This is a genomic window from Gryllotalpicola daejeonensis, assembly GCF_039538145.1.
Lineage (GTDB): Bacteria > Actinomycetota > Actinomycetes > Actinomycetales > Microbacteriaceae > Gryllotalpicola > Gryllotalpicola daejeonensis.
The window spans coordinates 1039543-1055529 of sequence record NZ_BAABBV010000001.1 but is presented as its reverse complement, the minus strand read 5'-3'; the positions used below and the strand labels follow the sequence as shown (position 1 = coordinate 1055529).

Annotated in this window: 16 protein-coding genes and 1 tRNA gene; 7 read left to right on the top strand and 10 right to left on the bottom strand. The window is 69.5% G+C overall.

Going from position 1 to position 15987, the window contains the following annotated elements:
- The first annotated feature begins 34 nt into the window (after positions 1-34).
- Together ABD736_RS05270 and ABD736_RS05265 are read left to right on the top strand one after the other, a co-directional pair.
- Positions 35-796 carry an SDR family NAD(P)-dependent oxidoreductase gene (locus ABD736_RS05270; RefSeq protein ID WP_344790691.1) on the top strand — a complete coding sequence of 254 codons (762 nt, stop codon included), beginning with the start codon at positions 35-37 and terminating at the stop codon, positions 794-796.
- A gap of 8 nt (positions 797-804) precedes the next feature.
- Positions 805-1995, top strand: a complete 1191-nt coding sequence (locus ABD736_RS05265) for an acetyl-CoA C-acetyltransferase (RefSeq protein ID WP_344792209.1) — start codon at positions 805-807, stop codon at positions 1993-1995.
- A gap of 123 nt (positions 1996-2118) precedes the next feature.
- On the opposite strand, the gene ABD736_RS05260 is transcribed toward ABD736_RS05265, so the two are convergent.
- Genes ABD736_RS05260 through ABD736_RS05235 form a run of 6 tightly spaced genes read right to left on the bottom strand, consistent with a single transcriptional unit; the run spans position 2119 to position 8810 of the window.
- Positions 2119-2652, bottom strand: a complete 534-nt coding sequence (locus ABD736_RS05260; protein ID WP_344790690.1) for a pyridoxamine 5'-phosphate oxidase family protein — start codon at positions 2650-2652, stop codon at positions 2119-2121.
- Positions 2653-2679: 27 nt separating this feature from the next.
- Positions 2680-3867, bottom strand: a complete 1188-nt coding sequence (locus tag ABD736_RS05255) for an acyl-CoA dehydrogenase family protein (RefSeq protein ID WP_344790689.1) — start codon at positions 3865-3867, stop codon at positions 2680-2682.
- Positions 3867-4709: an HpcH/HpaI aldolase/citrate lyase family protein gene (locus ABD736_RS05250; protein WP_344790688.1), complete on the bottom strand. Its 843-nt coding sequence runs from the start codon at positions 4707-4709 to the stop codon at positions 3867-3869. Before ABD736_RS05250 ends, ABD736_RS05255 begins: the two co-directional genes overlap by 1 nt.
- On the bottom strand, positions 4706-5197 hold the full coding sequence (locus tag ABD736_RS05245; RefSeq protein WP_344790687.1) for a MaoC family dehydratase: 492 nt from the start codon (positions 5195-5197) through the stop codon (positions 4706-4708). The genes ABD736_RS05250 and ABD736_RS05245 overlap by 4 nt, the downstream gene beginning before the upstream one ends.
- On the bottom strand, positions 5194-7200 hold the full coding sequence (locus ABD736_RS05240; RefSeq protein ID WP_344792208.1) for an ATP-binding protein: 2007 nt from the start codon (positions 7198-7200) through the stop codon (positions 5194-5196). The genes ABD736_RS05245 and ABD736_RS05240 overlap by 4 nt, the downstream gene beginning before the upstream one ends.
- Before the next feature lie 2 nt (positions 7201-7202).
- On the bottom strand, positions 7203-8810 hold the full coding sequence (locus ABD736_RS05235) for a carboxyl transferase domain-containing protein (protein WP_344790686.1): 1608 nt from the start codon (positions 8808-8810) through the stop codon (positions 7203-7205).
- Between the two features lie 77 nt (positions 8811-8887).
- Here ABD736_RS05235 and ABD736_RS05230 point away from each other — a divergent pair, with 77 nt between their 5' ends.
- Positions 8888-9481: a TetR/AcrR family transcriptional regulator gene (locus tag ABD736_RS05230; protein ID WP_344790685.1), complete on the top strand. Its 594-nt coding sequence runs from the start codon at positions 8888-8890 to the stop codon at positions 9479-9481.
- A 160-nt stretch (positions 9482-9641) separates the two neighbouring features.
- Here the strand turns inward: ABD736_RS05230 and ABD736_RS05225 are convergent, their stop codons facing one another.
- From ABD736_RS05225 to ABD736_RS05215, 3 genes are all read right to left on the bottom strand, one after another.
- Entirely contained in the window at positions 9642-10283 is a 642-nt protein-coding gene (locus ABD736_RS05225) for a CoA transferase subunit B (RefSeq protein WP_344790684.1), read from the bottom strand.
- Entirely contained in the window at positions 10283-11005 is a 723-nt protein-coding gene (locus tag ABD736_RS05220) for a CoA transferase subunit A (protein WP_344790683.1), read from the bottom strand. The genes ABD736_RS05225 and ABD736_RS05220 overlap by 1 nt, the downstream gene beginning before the upstream one ends.
- A 107-nt stretch (positions 11006-11112) precedes the next feature.
- Positions 11113-11189 (bottom strand) — tRNA-Met (locus tag ABD736_RS05215).
- A 72-nt stretch (positions 11190-11261) separates the two neighbouring features.
- On the opposite strand from ABD736_RS05215, the gene ABD736_RS05210 reads away from it, so the two are divergent.
- Positions 11262-12326 (top strand): glycoside hydrolase family 26 protein, encoded by a 1065-nt coding sequence (locus tag ABD736_RS05210; RefSeq protein WP_344790682.1) that lies wholly within the window; start codon positions 11262-11264, stop codon positions 12324-12326.
- Between the two features lie 13 nt (positions 12327-12339).
- Positions 12340-13155, top strand: a complete 816-nt coding sequence (locus tag ABD736_RS05205; protein WP_344790681.1) for a carbon-nitrogen hydrolase family protein — start codon at positions 12340-12342, stop codon at positions 13153-13155.
- A gap of 39 nt (positions 13156-13194) precedes the next feature.
- On the opposite strand, the gene ABD736_RS05200 is transcribed toward ABD736_RS05205, so the two are convergent.
- On the bottom strand, positions 13195-14394 hold the full coding sequence (locus ABD736_RS05200) for a pyridoxal phosphate-dependent aminotransferase (protein WP_344790680.1): 1200 nt from the start codon (positions 14392-14394) through the stop codon (positions 13195-13197).
- A 399-nt stretch (positions 14395-14793) separates the two neighbouring features.
- Here ABD736_RS05200 and ABD736_RS05195 point away from each other — a divergent pair, with 399 nt between their 5' ends.
- Positions 14794-15171 carry a hypothetical protein gene (locus ABD736_RS05195; protein ID WP_344790679.1) on the top strand — a complete coding sequence of 126 codons (378 nt, stop codon included), beginning with the start codon at positions 14794-14796 and terminating at the stop codon, positions 15169-15171.
- Between the two features lie 368 nt (positions 15172-15539).
- Entirely contained in the window at positions 15540-15974 is a 435-nt protein-coding gene (locus tag ABD736_RS05190) for a PKD domain-containing protein (protein ID WP_344790678.1), read from the top strand.
- Positions 15975-15987 lie beyond the last annotated feature (13 nt).

Below are 15987 nucleotides of genomic sequence, written 5' to 3'. Positions count from 1 at the left end.
CGACTGCATTCAACGACGGAGCAAAGGAGCTCGAATGGAACTGAACGGTGTATCCGCGGTCGTCACGGGCGCGGCATCCGGCCTCGGTGCGGCGACGGTCGCCGAGCTGACGAGCCGCGGAGTCCATGTGCTCGGGCTCGACCTCGACGCGGGCATCGAGAAGATGGGCTCGGGCGGCGTGCCGGGGGCCGAGTACGTCGGCGCCGACGTCACCAGCGAAGACGACGTGACGAGCGCGCTCGCCCGGCTCGACGACGCCCCGCCGCTGCGGCTCGTCGTCAACTGCGCGGGCATCGCGCCGGCCAAGCGCGTGCTGTCCTCGAGCGGCCCGCACCCGCTCGACCTGTTCCGCCGCACGATCGAGGTGAACCTGGTCGGCACGTTCAACGTGCTGCGCCTCGCCGCCGCGCGGATCGCCGAGACCGAGCCCGTCGACGAGGTCGGCCAGCGCGGGCTGATCGTCAACACGGCCTCGGTCGCGGCCTACGAGGGCCAGATCGGTCAGGCCGCCTATTCGGCCTCGAAGGGCGGAGTCGTGGGCCTCACGATCACCGCGGCCCGTGACCTGTCGCGCAACGGCATCCGCGTCTGCACGATCGCCCCCGGCATCGTCGACACGCCGATGCTCGCCGGGCTCGGCGACCAGGTGCGCGACTCGCTCGCGGCCGGGGTGCCCTTCCCGAAGCGCCTGGCGCAGCCGCGGGAATACGCCCAGCTCGTCGTGATGCTCGCGCAGCACGACTACTTGAATGGAGAGACGATCCGCATGGACGCAGCACTGAGGATGCAGCCGTAGTGAGTGACATGAAGAACAGCTCTGTCATCGTCGACGGCGCACGCACCCCGATCGGCCGGCTGCTCGGCGGCCTCTCGTCGCTGTCGGCCTCCGACCTCGGGGCGGTCGCGATTCGCGCCGCCCTCGAGCGCGCGGGCGTCGCCCCCGACGCCGTCGAGTACGTGATCATGGGCCAGGTGCTGACCGCGGGCGGCGGCCAGCTTCCCGCCCGCCAGGCGGCCGTCGGCGCAGGCATCCCCATGAACGTCCCGTCGACCACCGTGAGCAAGGTGTGCCTCTCCGGCCTGCAGTCGATCATCCTGGCCGACCAGTTCATCCGCACCGGCGACCTCGAGGTCGTCGTCGCCGGCGGGCAGGAGTCGATGTCGCAGGCTCCGCACCTGCTGCGCGGCTCTCGCACCGGCTACAAGTTCGGGCCGGTGACGATGGCCGACCACATGGCGCTCGACGGGCTCGAGGACGCCTTCGAGGGCATCGCGATGGGCCTGCTCACCGACAACCACAATCTGCGCGTGCCCGTCTCGCGCGAGGATCAGGATGCCTTCTCGGCCGAGTCGCATCGGCGCGCGGCCGCGGCCGCCGAGGCCGGCCGGTTCGACGACGAGATCGTCCCCGTGTCTGTGCCGGTGCGCCGCGGCGACCCGGTCGTCGTCTCGCGCGACGAGGGCGTGCGGGCAGACAGCACCGCCGAGACCCTCGGCAAGCTGAAGCCCGCGTTCAGCCCGGAGGGCACGGTGACGGCAGGAAATTCGTCGCAGATCAGCGACGGTGCGGCCGCGCTCGTGGTGATGAGCAGAGAGCGAGCGGATGCCTCAGGCCTCACGTGGCTCGCAGAGGTCGGTGCCCACGGCATGGTCGCCGGGCCGGACACTTCGCTGCAGCACCAGCCCGCGAACGCCATCCGGCGGGCGTGCGAGCGCGAGGGGATCTCGGTCGACGACCTCGACCTGATCGAGGTCAACGAGGCGTTCGCCGCGGTCGGCCTCGCCTCGTCGCGCGAGCTCGGCGTGAGCCTCGACCGGGTGAACGTCAACGGCGGAGCGATCGCGCTCGGGCATCCGATCGGCATGTCCGGCGCGCGCATCGCCCTGCACCTGGCCAAGGAGCTCGAGCGCCGCGGCGGCGGCATCGGCGCGGTCGGCCTGTGCGGCGGCGGTGGCCAGGGCGACGCTCTGATCCTGCGCGTGCCGCGGCGGTAGGGAACCCCCTCGCCTCACTCTCCGTAGGACACCGATTTGGCACCTGGGTCGCAATTCGCGCGCGAGTTCGCGGTCCGCGACCAAATCGGTGTCTGACGGAGAGCGATCGCGAAGCGCGGCGCCTCAGCTAGTAAGAATCCGTCGCACAGGAACTGGCGGCCCGAGCGATGTGGGCGTCGTCCACGGGCGAACGTATTCCTCGTTCGCAGGCCAGCGGGCGATGTGCTGCCCGTGTGTTTCACCATCGGCACCGATGTACGTCACGTCGTCGATCGAGACGCGGAACAATCTGAATCTTCCAGCGACCGGTCGCCAGCCCAGCTGGTCCGCGGCGGCGGCGGCGTAACGTTCCTGCATTGACCTATCAGACTCGGGGACCGCTTCGCCGACGATCTTGATCTCGACCGCGGTGTCCCGAGCCGTGACGATGCTGTTCAGAACGATGCGACGATCACGTGCCAGGTCACGCGCTTTCGTCGACGATGACATCATCGACAGCCAGAGGTCGCCGTCCAAGATCAACGGCTCGACGGCGCTGATCCGGGCGATGCCGGCGCGCCGCACTGTGCCGACGAGCAACACCCCCGGCGCGATCAGCTGCTCGTGAGCAATCGCGCCGAGCGCCGGCTGAGCCGAGAGCAACTCCGACCACCTCATGACGCCAGTCTGGCCTGACCGTCGCCGCTACAGTCCCAGCGACCGCGCGATCAGCATCAGCTGCACTTCTGAGGTGCCCTCGCCGATCTCGAGGATCTTCGAGTCGCGATAGTGCCTCGCGACGGTGTACTCGTTCATGAATCCGTTGCCGCCGAAGATCTGGGTGGCGTCGCGCGCGTTGTCCATCGCGGCCTCGCTGGCGACGAGCTTCGCGATCGACGCCTCGGTCTTGAATGGCTTGCCCGCGAGCATGAGGGCCGCCGCGTGGTAGTAAGCCTGGCGTGCCGTGTGGGCCCGGGCCTGCATGCGCGCGATCTTGAACGAGATCGCCTGATACGAGCCGATCGCGCTGCCGAACGCCGTGCGCTGCTTCGCATAGGCGATGCTCTCGTCGACGCATCCCTGGGCGGCCCCGACGGACAGCGCCGCGATGGCGATGCGGCCCTCGTCGAGGATGCGCAGGAAGTTCGCATAGCCGCGGCCGCGCTCACCGAGCAGGTTGGCCTTCGGCACGCGCACCTCGTCGAAGCTCAGGCCGTGGGTGTCCGAGGCGTTCCAGCCCACCTTGCTGTACGGCGGCGCAACGGTGAGGCCCGGAGTGCCTGCCGGCACCAGGATCGTCGAGATCTCCTTGCCTGGCTGGCCGGATCTGGCGTCGGCGTTCCCCGTCACCGCGGTGACCGTGATGAGCCGCGTGATGTCGGTGCCCGAGTTGGTGATGAACTGCTTGCTGCCGTTGATCACCCACTCGTCGCCGTCGTCGCGGGCGGTCGTGCGGGTGCCGCCCGCGTCGCTGCCAGCGCCCGGTTCTGTGAGCCCGAACGCGCCGAGCGCTCGGCCAGACGCGAGCTGTGGCAGCCACTCGTTCCGCTGCGCCTCGGTGCCGAAGCGGTACACCGGCATGGCACCGAGCGAGACTCCGGCCTCGAGCGTGATCGCGACGCTCTGGTCGACGTGCGCGAGCTCTTCGATCGCGAGGCACAGCCCGAAGTAGTCGCCGCCCTGGCCGCCGTACTCCTCGGGGAACGGCAGGCCGAACAGCCCGAGCTCGGCCATCTGCGCGACCACCTCGTACGGGAAGCTGTGCTCCTCGTCGTGCCGTGCCGCCACCGGGCCGACGACCTCGCGCGTGAACTCGCGCACGGTGTCGCGCAGCATGCGGTAGTCCTCTGGCAGTTCGTACTGCAGTGTGTCTGCCTGCTGGGTCTCGACCATCAGTTCTCCGTTCCCGGCGCCGGCGTGGCTTGTGCCGCCGCCACAATGCGCCGCGCCTGCCGCAGCAGCGGCTCGTCGATCATTCGTCCCTCGAACGCGAACACGCCGGCCGCGGCCCCCGCAGCCGCCTCGAGCACCGCACGCCCCCACGCGAGAGCCTCGGCGGTCGGTTCGAACGCACGTCGGATGACCTCGACCTGCCGCGGGTGGATGCACATCGACCCGGCGAAACCCGATTCCGCGGCATCCCTCGCCTCGTCGGCGAGCCCGCTCTCGTCCGCGAGATCGAGGTGCACGGCGTCGAACGCCGCCTTGCCCGCCGCACCCGCCGCGAGCAGCACGCGCGAGCGCGCCGCGCGTGCGACGTCGCGATACCGGCCGCCTGGCGTGCGACTCGAGCGGCCGCCGAGGGATGCCACCAGATCCTCCGCTCCCCAGCTGAGGCCGACCACGGCCGGGTGGGCCGCGAGCTCGTCGGCGGCCCGCACCCCGCGCGCGGTCTCGCACAGCGCGATCACGTCGAAGCCGTCGAGTGGGTCGACGTCGGCGGCCGACTCGGCCTTCGCGAGCATCAGCAGCCGGAAGGGTGAGTCGCGCACCGCCTCGAGGTCCGCTTCCTGCAGCCCGGTCGCCGCGGGGTTCACCCGCACGATCGTGCGCGCCGGGTCGAGCGAGGCCCCTTTCACCGCCACCCGAGCGACGTCCTTCGCCTCGGGCGCGACTGCGTCCTCGAGATCCAGAATGACCGTGTCGGCGGCGGCCGCCGCCTTCGCGAACCGATCGGGCCGGTCGCCGGGGCAGAACAGCAGGGCGGGGCCGAGCAGTGCAGCATCCGCGCTCATCGCTCGTCACCGCCCGACGGAACGCACTGCATCAGCGTTGAGCGCACCGCGACCGCGACCACGTCGCCGTGCTGGTTGCGCGCCGTGTGCTCGAACTCGACGATGCCCTGCCCCGGCCGGCTCTTCGACAGCCGCTTCGAGCGCACGCGCGTCTCGCAGTTGAGCGTGTCGCCGACGCGCACGGGGTGCGGGAAGCGCACCTCGCCGAACCCGAGATTCGCCACGATCGTGCCCTGCGTGAGCTGCCCGACCGAAAGCCCCACCATCGTCGACAGCGTGAACATGCTGTTCACGAGCCGCTCGCCGAACTCGGTGCCCTCCGACCACTCGGCGTCGAGGTGTAGCGACTGCGAGTTCATCGTGAGCGTCGTGAACAGCACGTTGTCGGCCTCGCTGACCGTGCGGCCGGGGCGGTGCACATAGACGGCGCCTTCCTCGAATTCTTCGAAGTACAGCCCGCGCTGCACGATCCGGTGTTCCTCGCTCATCGCCCACCTTCCTCGCCGGCGTCACCGTCGGCCTCGACGACCGCCAGCACTTGCCCGGCCGCGACCTGCTCGCCGACCGCCACGTCGACCCGCACGGTTCCCGCGCGCGGAGCCCGCACGACGTGCTCCATCTTCATCGCCTCGACGATCACGACCGCCGCGCCTTCCGCGACCCGCTCGCCGTCGGCCGCCGCGACCACCGTCACCGCGCCCGGCATGGGAGCGCGCAGCTCGGGGGAGGCCGCCCCCGGCGCATCCGCCGCCGCGCCCGCCTGCCGCTCGCGCACGGCCCACGCTGCGCCCTCATGCGCGAGCAGCAGCCGCCCGCCATCGCGCGCGTACACGAAATGGCTGGTCACGCCGTCGATCCGCGCGTGCGCGTGCGCGCCATCGAGCTCGAGGGATGCCTGCACCGGCGCGCCCTCGCCGATGGAGACCGTGCCGTCGCCGCGCACCAGCACGGTCGCGGCACTCCCGCCCGCGTCGAGTTCGAAGCGCCGTGGCGCGGGCTGCCCACTGGGGCGCCACCCGTCGTGCCGCGCCCAGCTCCGGCCGGCTGCACCCGGTGCCCCCGCTTCGAGTGCATCCAGAATCAGCGCCGCGGCCGTCAGCCCCCGATCGTCTGCCGCCTGGAACGCCATGCCGTCGAGCCGCCGCTCGATCAGCCCGGTTTCGAGCCGCCCTGCCTGCACGTCGGCGTCGGCGAGCAGCAGCCGCAGGAACTCCACGTTGTTGTCGACGCCGAGCGTCACGACCTCGCCGAGCGCGCCGTACAGCCGCCGCAGCGCGCCCTCCCGATCGGGCGCCCAGGCGATCACCTTCGCGAGCATCGGGTCGTAGTCCGAGCTCACCGTGCCGCCGGCCACGAGCGAGCTGTCGACGCGAACACCCTCACCGGCGGGCTCGACCAGTTCGAGCACCCGACCGCCGGTCGGCAGGAAGCCGTGCTGCGGGTCCTCGGCGTAGACGCGCGCCTCCACCGCGTGCCCGCGCAGCCGCACGTCGCTCTGCGAAAAGTCGAGTGCCTCGCCCGCGGCGATGCGCAGCTGCCACTCGACGAGGTCCAAGCCGCCGTTCTTGACGACAGCGACGAGCTCCGTCACCGGGTGCTCCACCTGCAGCCGCGTGTTCATCTCCATGAAGAAGAACTCATCGGGGGCATCCGCCGACACGATGAACTCGACCGTGCCGGCCCCCACGTAGCCGACGCTGCGCGCGGTCTCGACGGCCGCGGCGCCGATCCGCTCGCGCGTCGCCGCGTCGAGCAGCGCGGAGGGCGCCTCTTCGATGACCTTCTGGTGCCTGCGCTGCAGCGAGCACTCGCGCTCGCCGAGGTGCACCGTCGTGCCGTGCGCGTCCGCGAGCACCTGCACCTCGATGTGCCGCGGCGTGGTCACGAACCGCTCGAGGAACAGCGTGTCGTCGCCGAATGACGACGCGGCCTCGCGCCGGGCTGCGGCCAAGGCATCCGCCAACTCGCCCTCGCCCGTGACCAGGTGCATGCCCTTGCCCCCGCCGCCGGCCGATGGCTTGATCAGCAGGGGAAACCCGATCTCGCGCGCGGCTTCCGCCAGCCGCGCATCGCTGAGCCCCGGCTCGGCGATGCCGGGCACGGTCGGCACGCCGCGGGCCGCCACCTGCTGCTTCGCACGGATCTTGTCGCCCATCACCTCGAGCGCGCGGACACCCGGGCCCACGAACACGAGCCCCGCCCCTGCGCACGCCCGCGCGAGGTCGGGGTTCTCCGCGAGGAATCCGTAACCCGGATGGATCGCCTGCGCCCCCTGCGAGATCGCCGCAGCCACGATCTTCTCGACCGACAGGTAGCTCTCGCTCGCCCGTGCGGGCCCGAGGCGCACGGCCGCATCGGCCTCGCGCACGTGCCTCGCATCGGCATCCGCATCGCTGTAGACGGCCACCGAGCGCACGCCGAGCGACCGCAGCGTGCGGATGATGCGGCAGGCGATCTCACCGCGGTTCGCGACCAACACCGAATCGAACATGGTCACATCCGGAAGATTCCGTTGGAGACCTCGCCGAGCGGCGCGTGCGCGCACACCTCGAGTGCGAGGCCGAGCACGGTGCGGGTGTCGGCGGGGTCGATGATGCCGTCGTCCCAGATGCGGGCAGTCGAGTAATACGCGCTGCCCTGCGCTTCGTACTGCGCGATGATGGGCGCGCGGAACGCGTCCTCGTCTTCCGCAGACCACTGCTCGCCGCGCGCCTCGAGCTGGTCGCGGCGCACGGTGGAGAGAACGGATGCCGCCTGCGGGCCGCCCATGACAGAGATGCGGGCGTTCGGCCACATCCACAGGAACCGCGGCGAGTAGGCACGGCCCGCCATCGAGTAGTTCCCCGCGCCGAACGACCCGCCGATCACCACCGTCAGCTTCGGCACCCGCGCACACGCGACGGCCGTCACCATCTTCGCGCCGTGCTTGGCGATGCCGGATGCCTCGTACTCGCGCCCCACCATGAAGCCGGTGATGTTCTGCAGGAACACGAGCGGGATGCGCCGCCGGTCGCACAGCTCGATGAAGTGCGCACCTTTGAGCGCCGACTCGCCGAAAAGCACGCCGTTGTTGCCGAGGATGCCGACGGGATGCCCCTCAATGTGTGCGAAGCCGGTGACGAGCGTCTCACCGTACTCGCGCTTGAACTCGTGGAACTCGCTGCCGTCGACGATGCGGGCGATCACCTCGCGTACGTCGTAGGACTGCTGCGGGCTCGCCGGCACGACACCGTAGAGCTCGGCCGGGTCGTAGGCCGGGGGAGCGGGCGGCTGCACCGCCCAGGCCCGCTCGGCCGGCGGTGGCAGCTGCGCGACGATGTCGCGCACGATGCGCAGGGCGTGATCGTCGTCGTCGGCGAGGTGGTCGACGACGCCCGAGAGGCGCGCGTGCGTGTCGCCGCCGCCGAGCTCCTCAGCGCTCACGACCTCACCGGTCGCGGCCTTCACGAGCGGCGGCCCGCCGAGGAAGATCGTGCCCTGGTTCCGCACGATGACGGTCTCGTCGCTCATCGCCGGCACATACGCCCCGCCCGCCGTGCTCGACCCGAGCACCGCAGCGATCTGCGCGATGCCCCGAGCCGACAGCCGCGCCTGGTTGTAGAAGATGCGGCCGAAGTGGTCGCGGTCGGGGAAGACCTCGTCTTGCCTGGGCAGGAACGCGCCACCCGAGTCGACGAGATAGACGCAGGGCAGCTCGTTCTCGCCCGCGATCTCCTGCGCGCGCAGGTGCTTCTTCGCCGTCATCGGATAGTAGGTGCCGCCCTTGACGGTCGCGTCGTTCGCCACGACCATCACCTGCCGGCCGTGCACGAGCCCGATGCCGGTGATGATGCCGCCGGCCGGCGAGTCGCCGTCGTACATGCCGTGGGCTGCGAGCGGCGACAGCTCGAGGAAGGGGCTGCCGCGGTCGAGCAGCCGGTCCACGCGCTCGCGGGGAAGCAGCTTCCCGCGCGTCACATGGCGCTCGCGCGCGGCATCCGACCCGCCCCGCGCCGCCACACGCATGCGCTCGCGCAACTCGGAAACGAGCGCGCGCTGGGCCTCAGCGTTGGCCGCGAACTCGGGGCTCGCGGTGCGCACGGCACTCGGCAATGTCTCCATCGACATCCTTCCGCAAGGATCGCAGCCATGTTATCGAGCGCTAACTGAAATGTCGACGGATGCCTAGACTGACGCTCATGACGCACGTGCCGGCCGGCCAGACCTGGCGCTCGACCGAGAAGGCGAAGACGCGCCAGCGCTACCTCGACGAGGCGGCCCGGCTGTTCGCCAGCCGCGGGTTCCACGCCGTCTCGATCGACGACCTCGGCGCGGCGGTCGGCGTCAGCGGCCCGGCGCTCTATCGGCACTTCCGCGGCAAGGAAGCGATCCTGAGCGAGATCCTCGTCGGGGTCAGTGAGCGGCTGATGGCGGGGCTCGAGGCGACGCTCGCGGAACGGGCTGAGCCGCGCGAGACGCTGCTCGGGCTGATCGACTTCCACGTCGACTTCGCGGTCAGCGAGCGCGACGTGATCCGCCTGCAGGATCGCGAGCTCGCCAGCCTGCCCGAGGCGCAGAACCGGGCGGTGCGCACCCTGCAGCGCCGCTATCTCGACGGCTGGGTCGAGGTGCTGCGGGCGCTGCGCCCCGAGGCGACGCAGGCCGAGCTGCGGGTGCTGATGCAGGGGGTGTTCGGGCTGCTCAACTCGACGGCGCACAACTCGGCGGTCGCCAAGGGCACCGACGTGCGCCGCATCCTCGCCGACGCCGCCGCGGCGGTGCTGCTCACCTGATCAGTCCCAACCGCTCGTGGCCTCTGTGTCGGAGTGTGGGCCCACCCCGTGTCGGAGTGTGGGCCTCTTCCCGTGCCGCTATGCGGAAACGAGTCGATCCGACAGAGATTCCGCCGCAATCGTTCTGCGTATCGACTCATCTCCGCTGATCGGAACCTGGTCACGCGGCAGATTCGTCCACGAAGGGCGCTCCCGTACGCTCACGCAGCTCGTCGACGGTGACGCCCGGGGCGATGCGCCGCAGCACCAGTCCGGCATCCGTCACGTCGAAGACGGCGAGGTCGGTGATGATGCGCTGCACCACGCCCGCGCCGGTCAGCGGCAGCGAGCACCGCTCGACGATCTTCGGCGAGCCGTCCTTGGCGTTGTGCTCGGTGATGACGATGACGCGCGGGGTGCCGGCGACCAGGTCCATCGCGCCGCCCATGCCCTTCACGAGCTTCCCCGGGATCTGCCAGTTCGCGAGATCCCCGTTGGCCGCGACCTGCAGTGCGCCGAGAATCGCCAGCTGCACGTGCCCGCCGCGGATCATCGCGAAGCTCGTCGCCGAGTCGAAGACGGATGCCCCGGGCAGCAGCGTCACGGTCTGCTTGCCGGCGTTGATCAGGTCGGCATCCTCATCGCCCTCGAATGGGAACGGCCCGACGCCGAGCAGCCCGTTCTCGCTCTGCAGCTTCACCGAGACGCCGAGCGGCACGTGGTTGGCGACCAGGGTCGGAATGCCGATGCCGAGGTTGACGTAGTCGCCGTCGTTCAGCTCTTCGGCGGCGATGGCCGCCATCTCGTCACGCGTCCAGGGCATCAGGCCACCTCGCGGTTCTCGGTCGAACGGGTGCGCACGGTCCGCTGCTCGATGTCCTTCTCGCGGGGGAGCGAGCGCACCACGCGATGCACGAAGACGCCCGGCGTGACGACGGCGTCGGGGTCGAGAAATCCGTCATCGAGCACGATCTCGGCGTCGACGACCGTGACCTTGCCTGCGGTTGCGATCACCGGGTTGAAGTTGCGCGCGGCGAGCCGGAAGGAGAGATTGCCTTCGCGATCGGCGGTGTGCGCGTGCACGAGTGCGAGGTCGGCGACGATGCCGCGTTCGAGCACGTAGCTGCGCCCGTCGAACTCGGCGGTGGGCTTTCCGTCGGCGACGGGCGTTCCGACGCCTGTCGCGGTGTAGAAGCCGGGGATGCCTGCACCGCCGGTCCTGAGCCGCTCCGCGAGGGTGCCCTGCGGCACGAACTCGACCTCGAGCGTGCCGTCGAGGTACTGCTGGGCGAACAGCTTGTTCTCGCCCACGTACGAGGCGAGGACTTTGCGCACCTGCTTGTTCTCCAGCAGGATGCCGAGCCCTTTGCCGTCGACGCCCATGTTGTTGGACACGATCGTCAGGTCGCGCACGCCCGAGTCGCGCACCGCCTCGATCAGATCGGTCGGGTTCCCGCTCAGCCCGAACCCGCCGACGGCGATCGTCATGCCGTCATGCAGCAGCCCGGCCAGCGCCTCGTGGGCGCTTTCGTAGACCTTGGACATCTCACCCCTTTGTGTTCGTCCTGGCTTCGGATGCTACCCGGGCGCCCCGACGAGCGGTGAGGGCACAGAGAAACCCCCGGCCAGAATTCCTTCTGACCGGGGGTTATTGGTTGCGGGGGCAGGATTTGAACCTACGACCTCTGGGTTATGAGCCCAGCGAGCTACCGAACTGCTCCACCCCGCGTCACAAGAGACCACTTTACCAGCTTGTGAACCACTCGCGAAATCGAGGCCGGTTTTCCGTAGGCTCACACTCATGTCAGCGGCGACACCGAGCGACGCCAACGCAACGCCCGAGACAAGGGCGCTCCACTCGCGTCTGCGCGAGCTCACTGGCATCCGCACCCTCTTCGGCCATCAGGACGATCTTGCTTATGGCGGCATCGAACGGCACGTCCGCCGTCTTCCCGGCGTCGTCGGCTTCGACCTCGGCGGCATCGAGGCGCTCGCGGGCCACAACCTCGACGGCGTGCCCTTCCAGAGCATGATCCGCTGGGTGCGCGAAGCCCACGCGAAGGGCGCACTCGTGACGCTGAGCTGGCACTCGGTGAATCCGATCACCAATGGCGGCTACGGCCACAACACGGCGCCGATGTCGATCGCGTCCGTCCTGCGCAACGGCGAGTGCCACGAGAAGTTCCTGCGCTGGCTCGAGCACGTCGCGATGTTCATCGAGCAGCTGACGGATGCCTCGGGCCGGCCCATCCCCGTCATCTTCCGCCCCTTCCACGAGCACTCGGGCGACTGGTTCTGGTGGGGCATCGGGGCCAAGCCCGACCAGCAGCCGCAGAACAGCCCCGAGGAGTTCGTCGCGCTCTGGCGTTTCACCGTCGACTACCTGCGCGACGTCGCCGGTCTGCACAACCTTCTCTACGCGATCTCACCCGATCGCAGCCGCCTGCGGCTCGACGCGCTCGAAGACGACTACCTGCGCGGCTACCCCGGCGACGAGTTCGTCGACATCCTGGGCATCGACAACTATTGGGACGCCGGCCGCGCCGACGACGATCGCACCTCCGACGAACTCTTCGACGGCTATGTCGCGACGCTCGAAGCGGTCGCGCGCGTGGGCGAGGCGCGCGACAAGCTCGTCGCACAGACCGAGACCGGAACGCCGGGGGAGCGCGTCGGGCACGCCGACGATCCCTGGACCGGATTCCTCGCCCGCGCCGCCGAGCACAGCGCGCTCACGCGCAAGCACCTCTGGCACCTCGTCTGGCGCGACGAGGTCGAGGCACCCGACGACCTCGCGCGGCTGGTGGGGCATCCCCTCATCGCGTTCGCCGGTGACGTCGACGATATCTATGGCGCGCACCAGTGAATAAGGTCGAGGCGTGACTGAGATCGCTGTCGCCGTCGCGCAGTTCGCGCCCGGCACGGACACGGATGCCAACATCGAGACGATCCGAGAATTGACGGATGCCGCGGCCGCACGCGGCGCGCAGCTGGTGGTCTTCCCCGAGTACTCGTCGTTCTTCGTGAACCCCGTCGGCGCCTCGTTCCTCGAGGCCGCCGAGCCGCTCGACGGGCCGTTCGTCGAGGCGCTGCGCGAGCTGGCAGACGACCGGGGTGTCGTCGTCGTGGCGGGCATGGCCGAGCAGCGGCCCGCGGACCCGGGCCGGTTCACGAACACCGTCGTCGCCGTCTCGCCTGACGCGGGGGTCGTCGCCAGCTATCGCAAGCAGCACCTCTATGACGCCTTCGGTGCGCGCGAGTCGGAGTGGGTCGCCCCCGGCGAGCTGGACGAGCCGCAGACCTTCGTCGTCGGCGGGGTGCGGGTCGGCCTGCAGACCTGCTACGACCTGCGGTTCCCCGAGGTCACGCGCCGCATCGTCGACGCCGGCGCCGAGCTCGTCGTCGTGCCGAGCGAATGGGTGCACGGCAATCTGAAGGTGCACCACTGGCGCACGCTGATCACGGCGCGGGCGATCGAGAACACTGTCTACGTCGCGGCATCCGATCACATCCCGCCGGTGGGCGTCGGCACGTCGATGATCGTCGACCCGATGGGGGTTCCGCTGGCCGAGCTCGAGAACGAGACGGACTTCGTGATCGCCCCCGTCTCGGCCGAGCAGGTGCGTGAGGTGCGGTCGGTGAACCCGGCCCTCGACCTGCGTCGCTACCGAGTGGTCCCGGTCAACGATCGTTGAGGAGCACGCGGAGCCTGCGGAGCGCGCGTCTCGAAGCGATCACCGCGCGCTGAGCCTGGCAAGCTGCTCCGCCGCCCGCTCGAGAACCTCTTCCCGCTTGCAGAACGCGAACCGCACGAGCGACCGCGCCTGACCGCGGTTCGCCTCGGTGTAGAACGCCGAGAGCGGAATCGCGACGACGCCCGCGCGGTCGGGCAGCTGGCGGCAGAACTCGACCGCGTCGGGGAAGCCGAGGGGTGAGACATCCGCTACCAGGAAATAGGAGCCGCGCGACGGGAACACCTCGAATCCTGCGGAGCGCAACCCGGCGCTCAGCAGGTCGCGCTTGGCCTTCAACGTCTCGGCGATGCCGGTGAAGAAGCTGTCGGGCAGCGCGAGCCCGACGGCCATCGCGGGTTGGAACGGCGCGCCGTTCACGTAGGTGAGGAACTGCTTGACGGCGAGGATCGCGGTGATCAGCGCAGGTCTGGCCGTGATCCAGCCGATCTTCCAGCCCGTCGTCGAGAAGGTCTTCCCGCCGCTCGAGATCGAGATCGTGCGATCGGATGCCCCGTCGAAGCTCGCGATCGGAGTGTGCGGCGTCTCGAACCGCAGGTGCTCGTAGACCTCGTCCGTGACGATGTAGGCGTCGTGGCGGTTCGCGAGCTCGACGATCGTGCGCAGTGTCTCGTCGTCGAACGTCGCGCCGGTCGGATTGTGCGGGTTGTTGACGATGATGATCTTCGTCTTGTCGGTGACGGCTCGGGAGAGCTGGTCGAGATCGGGTGCGAAGTCGGGTGCTTGGAGTGTCACCGGTACGTGCCGGCCGCCGGCGAGCCCGATCAGGGCGCCGTACTCGTCGTAGAACGGCTCGAAGGTGACGACCTCGTCGCCCGGCTCGACGAGTGCGAGCACGGTCGCGGCGAGGGCCTCAGTGGCGCCCGCGGTGATGAGGACCTCGCGGTCCGGGTTGTAGTCGAGCCCGTAGAAGCGGCGCTGGTGCTCGGCCACCGCGTTGCGGAGCTGCGGGATGCCTGTTCCCGGCGGGTACTGGTTGATGCCGGCTCTGATCGCCTCGGCCGCTGCCTCGAGCACCTCGGCCGGCCCATCTTCGTCGGGGAACCCCTGGCCCAGGTTGATCGCGCCGGTCTTGATGGCGAGGGCGCTCATCTCGGCGAAGATCGTGGCTGCGATGCTGCCGTCTGCGGCGAGCAGCCCGGCGCCGGATGCCGCGCGCCGCCAGGGCCCGGAAATCTCCATGCTCCCAAGCCTGCCATTGCGTCGGCGTCCGATCGTTGAGGAGCATGCGGAGCCTGTGGAGCGCGCGTCGGCATCCGATCGTTGAGGAGCACGCGGAGCCTGCGGAGCGCGCGTCTCGAAACGCTCTCCGCAAGCAAGAGATCCGGGCGCACAACGCCTGTGGAAAGTGTGCGCGCGGGTCGTGACGGATGCCCTACCTTTGGCGCCATGCGGATTCCTGGTCGCGCGGCTCTGACGGCATGCACTCTCGCGCTCGCCGCGGTTCTGCTTGCGGCGTGCACTCCGGCGCATTCGGATGCCGACCCGACCAAGACTCCGAAGCCGACCCCGACCCCGGTCTTCACCTCAGACGCAGACGCCCTCGCCGCCGCGACGACGGTATACACCCAGTTCGTTCGCGTGTCAGATGAGATCGACCACGACGGAGGCGCAAACCCCGAACGCATCACTCCGTATGTCAATGCCGCTGGACTGAAGCATGAGATCGAAGCCGCGAAAGAGCTTGCTAGCGAGCACGCGCGCGGTTATGGGTTCACGACGATCAACAACGTAATTCTGCAATCACATGAGGAGGCGAATGGCGTCGCGACAGTCGCGATATATGCCTGCCAGGATCTGACCAACGTTGATCTCCGTGACGCCAACGGCGTTTCGCTCGTCGATGATGATCGCGCCGACTTTGTCGCGTATGTCGCCGAGCTTAAGTCCGATTCAATGGGCCGGCTCGTCGTGCAGTCGAACAAGTACTGGCCGGGCGGCGGGATATGCAAGCACTAACCGCCGCGGGGCTTGTCTTATCTATTCTGTTTTCGCCAGCTGCTTTGGCGGATGCGCCAGACCTTAGCGGGGGCTTTGACGGACAAGGCGCTCACGTGCGAGGGGCCACGTCTGGCGACGACGGTTCAACCGACCAAACGGGGCGCTCACGTCATGCGCACAACAGTCGGGACGGTGGCAGTGGCGGTGCCAGCGCTGACCCTCCCACATATGTGCCGGGGACGGGGCCGCAGGCGCTGCAGTGCGACTCCGCGGACTTGTGCCCGGGGTCTGAGCAGCCGGCCGCGGCCAAAGCGCCGGCGAAGCCGGGCTCGGCGCCGACGCCAGGGCTCAGCGACGTCGAGCGATTCCTGGTGGGGAATCCGACCGTGTCGTCTGAACCGAACGGGTGGACGGTCGTCGGGCAAGAGACCAACTTCATCGCCAAGGCGGGGGAGAGCGAGAAGTCCGGCACGTTGCTGGGGCAGCCGGTGACGGTGCATTTCACTCCGGTCGCGTACGCGTGGCGCTACGGCGACGGCAGTGGGAAGACGACAACGACTCCGGGGGCGCGCTGGGAAGCATCCGGTCTCTCCAATTTTGCAAAGACGGCCACGAGTCATGCGTACGCGGCGCGGGGAACGTACGCCGTGACGGTGACCGTCGCGTACTCGGCGCGGTACCGGTACGCGGGGCAGGGGTGGGTGAGCATCGCCGGTACGCTGGGGCTGACTTCCGACCCGATCACCATTCAGGTCAAGGGAGTCAAGACGGTTCTGGTGGGGAAGACCTGCACGGAAAACCCCTCCGGACCTGGTTGTTAACGTGTGACAACGA

What these genes read in the sequence shown, in the direction of transcription:
- ABD736_RS05270 (WP_344790691.1), top strand. Translation starts at nt 35, where the DNA reads ATGGAACTGAACGGTGTATCCGCGGTCGTCACGGGCGCGGCATCCGGC.
- ABD736_RS05265 (WP_344792209.1), top strand. Translation starts at nt 805, where the DNA reads ATGAAGAACAGCTCTGTCATCGTCGACGGCGCACGCACCCCGATCGGC.
- ABD736_RS05260 (WP_344790690.1), bottom strand. Translation starts at nt 2,652, where the DNA reads ATGAGGTGGTCGGAGTTGCTCTCGGCTCAGCCGGCGCTCGGCGCGATT.
- ABD736_RS05255 (WP_344790689.1), bottom strand. Translation starts at nt 3,867, where the DNA reads ATGGTCGAGACCCAGCAGGCAGACACACTGCAGTACGAACTGCCAGAG.
- ABD736_RS05250 (WP_344790688.1), bottom strand. Translation starts at nt 4,709, where the DNA reads ATGAGCGCGGATGCTGCACTGCTCGGCCCCGCCCTGCTGTTCTGCCCC.
- ABD736_RS05245 (WP_344790687.1), bottom strand. Translation starts at nt 5,197, where the DNA reads ATGAGCGAGGAACACCGGATCGTGCAGCGCGGGCTGTACTTCGAAGAA.
- ABD736_RS05240 (WP_344792208.1), bottom strand. Translation starts at nt 7,200, where the DNA reads ATGTTCGATTCGGTGTTGGTCGCGAACCGCGGTGAGATCGCCTGCCGC.
- ABD736_RS05235 (WP_344790686.1), bottom strand. Translation starts at nt 8,810, where the DNA reads ATGGAGACATTGCCGAGTGCCGTGCGCACCGCGAGCCCCGAGTTCGCG.
- ABD736_RS05230 (WP_344790685.1), top strand. Translation starts at nt 8,888, where the DNA reads ATGACGCACGTGCCGGCCGGCCAGACCTGGCGCTCGACCGAGAAGGCG.
- ABD736_RS05225 (WP_344790684.1), bottom strand. Translation starts at nt 10,283, where the DNA reads ATGCCCTGGACGCGTGACGAGATGGCGGCCATCGCCGCCGAAGAGCTG.
- ABD736_RS05220 (WP_344790683.1), bottom strand. Translation starts at nt 11,005, where the DNA reads ATGTCCAAGGTCTACGAAAGCGCCCACGAGGCGCTGGCCGGGCTGCTG.
- ABD736_RS05210 (WP_344790682.1), top strand. Translation starts at nt 11,262, where the DNA reads ATGTCAGCGGCGACACCGAGCGACGCCAACGCAACGCCCGAGACAAGG.
- ABD736_RS05200 (WP_344790680.1), bottom strand. Translation starts at nt 14,394, where the DNA reads ATGGAGATTTCCGGGCCCTGGCGGCGCGCGGCATCCGGCGCCGGGCTG.